General features: G+C 59.7%; 2 protein-coding genes. Both read right to left on the reverse strand.

Annotated elements, in window-relative coordinates; all coding sequences use genetic code 11:
- Window positions 1-1099 (reverse strand): cyclopropane-fatty-acyl-phospholipid synthase family protein (locus ENZ75_RS27180; protein ID WP_164888033.1); only part of this gene is annotated, 1099 nt, incomplete at its 3' end.
- Between the two features lie 364 nt (window positions 1100-1463).
- The coding region (locus ENZ75_RS27185; protein WP_128278448.1) for a pilus assembly protein at window positions 1464-2881 on the reverse strand (1418 nt) is incomplete at its 5' end.

Here is a 2881-nt window from a genome sequence, read left to right on the forward strand (position 1 = left end):
CATCGAAGCGGGCCTGCAGCCGCTCGGCCCACAGCCTGCAGGTGCGGGCATAGTGCTCGCGCAGGTTCTCGACATCGTAGACGAGAAAACCATGCGCCTCGAGATTGCCTGTTGTCATGCCGATGGTGTCGAGTTCGCCGCCGGGAAAGATATATTTGAGCAGCGCCTTGAACTCCGGCCCCTTGCGCAAGGTCTTCTTGATGTCGCCCTTGCTGCGCCGGGTGATGGCGTGGTGCAGATAGATGCCGCCCGGCTTCAGCAGGCGATGAATGGTCTTGAAATAAGTCGCATGGTTGGCGAGCCCGAGATGTTCGAACATGCCGATCGACGAGATCTTGTCGAAGCTGCCGGTGAGTTCCGCATAGGATTTGATCTCGATGGTGATGCGGTCCTCCAGCCCCTCGGCGCGAATGCGTTCGCGGGCCAGCTCGGTCTGCGCCTGCGACAGCGACACACCGTGGCCGACGACGCCGTAGTTCTTTGCCGCATGGATCAGCATGGCGCCCCAGCCGCAGCCGATGTCGAGCAGTCGTTCGCCCGGTTTCAGCCGGAGCTTGCGGCAGATGTGGTCGAGCTTGTCGACCTGGGCCTCGTCGATGCCATTGGCGAAATCCTTGAAGTAGCCGCAGCTATAGACCATGCGCTCGTCGAGAAAGAGCCGGTAGAAGGCGTTCGAGATGTCATAGTGATGCTGGATCGCCTCCTGGCTCGAACCGCTGACATAGGGATTGCGCCCCGACAGATCGGTCCGCGCGCTCATCTGCTTGCGTGCCAAAAGCACGGAAGGCAGGTCGCGCAGGATCGCCATTTTCGGCAGCGACTTGAGCTTGGTTCTGAGCTTGCCTTGCGACGGCAGGGCATAAAAATCGAAGATCGTCCCGTCTTCGATGTCGATGGTCTTGGAAATCCACATCTCGATCAGCGTCGACAGGGACGGTCGCTTCACGATCTGCCAGACGATGTCCTGGTCGTTGATGGTGAGCACCGGACCAGTGGCGGGGCCTATCCGCTCCCCGGTCCACAGCCTGACCGCAAAACCCGGCTTCAATGTTTCGATCACCGTTCGAACGATGCGAGCGGCCTTTTCGGCTGCCTCCATGCGATTCCTCCGAATGCTGGCTCAGGGGCAGAAGTTTGCCCGGTCGGCCTGGCAATCGCAAGCCGGCCCGCACCAGGCCCGCCCCTTGGTTAATTTCAGACCTGCACCTTGTCTTTTGCTGCAATGCACCCCATCATGAGTATGTGTTCAACAAATCGAAAGGAGGTGATCCGATGTCGAGTGATTTCGTTTTCCAGAACGTGGCCTCAGCGGATTGCACTTTCGGGAAGCAGTCTTCCCGTTAAGGCGCGAAATGCGCGGCGGCTGACCTGATAGGTCATCGCCATGGGCCGCGCCACGGACGGAAACACGGAAGGCCGCCGGCTTCGAAAGAAGCGGCGGCCTTTTCCGTTTGCGGACCAGACTACTGGGTCAATGCGATCTTTTCGGTGTTGCGAATGATTTCCTGAAAGGCGTCGTCCAATTCGGCTCCGGTGGACACGTCGAAGAAATGCCTCTTGGCGGCGGAGGTATCCTTCGACGAACAATCCTTCAGCACCGCCTTTGCCTGGTCCCGCTCGGTTGTCGACATATCCTTGTCGTCCAGATCGAAGCCGATGGTGAAAATCTCGATGCCGTCGTTTTTCATGTTGTCGCACAGCGTTTCGGCGTTGCCGCGCGCAAGGGTGCCCTGCCTGTTGTAGCTGTCCCCAGCACCGGCGAAGGCCGTATTGAACTGGCCATCGGTCATCAGGATCGCGACCTTGGCGATCTTCTTCGGATCGGCATCCGAGGCACCCTTGCCAAGACCGGCATTCCTGATCGCAGTGCGCCATTGCGGCGACAGCATATAATAGGTCCACTGAATGGCGATCGCGCCGGCCGTAAACCCATTGGCCCGGAAGTCCTCGATCGATTCAAGCAAGGCATCGGAATCGGCGGTCAGCGGGATCACTTTCGCATCAGGGCACCTGTTCATGTCCCCGTCACCGAGATGATCGTCCCGGTTGACCAGAGCATAGTATTTCTTGCCGTTCCCGTCGGTGCGGACAGTATCCGGGCCGTCGGCGCTCATATCCGCGTTGCCGTTCTTGTCCTTGCGCTCGGTGGCGCAATTGTCGGGGCGTGGCATCGCCGCGCCGACAATGGAGATGTAGTCGCTGAAGGACGGCAGCAGATTTTTGCCCGTCTTGGCGACGAGAAGCGGACTGCCGGCGACGGGTGGGAGCTCAGTGCTGGCTTGTTTTTCGGCATAGACGTTTTCCGCCAGCTTGCCGGCGTTGACGCCAGATGCATAAGGCACAATCGCGACGCGGATGCGGGGGTTCTGCGGATCCTGTTTCTGCAGCATCGTCTGGACGGCGTTTTTTGCAGCTGTTTTCAGATCGCCGATTTTGTCGACCTTGCCGCGCTTGGCCATCGACCCCGTTATGTCGAGCATCATCGCCACTTCGACGGTCTTGTCCGAATAGAGCGCCGTCGTGGAGGCGGCGACGCGTTTCATGTCGCCCGTGCCAAAAATCGGGAAATACAGCCCGACATCGACATGGGCGTCAGCCTGGACCGTCTTGGCGGTCCTGTTGACGATCAGCCTGTCGAGTACGATCTGGTCGGCCTGCAGAATGCCTGCCTGGCTGTTGGCGTCGAGAAAGGCCTGCACCGATTTGTTGGCATCGGCTTCCTTGATGGCGCCGGTCGTTAGGTCGCGTGCCGTCGATGTGACCGCGGCGTCGACGACGCCTTGGAGGCTCGATCTGGCATTGTAGAGCTGCGATACGTTGACCGAGAAGCCAACAGCCAGCGCCAAGACCGAGGCGCTGGCTGTTGGCTTCTCGGTCAACG

It is taken from the genome of Mesorhizobium sp. M7A.F.Ca.CA.002.04.1.1 (assembly GCF_004022805.1).
Lineage (GTDB): Bacteria > Pseudomonadota > Alphaproteobacteria > Rhizobiales > Rhizobiaceae > Mesorhizobium > Mesorhizobium ciceri.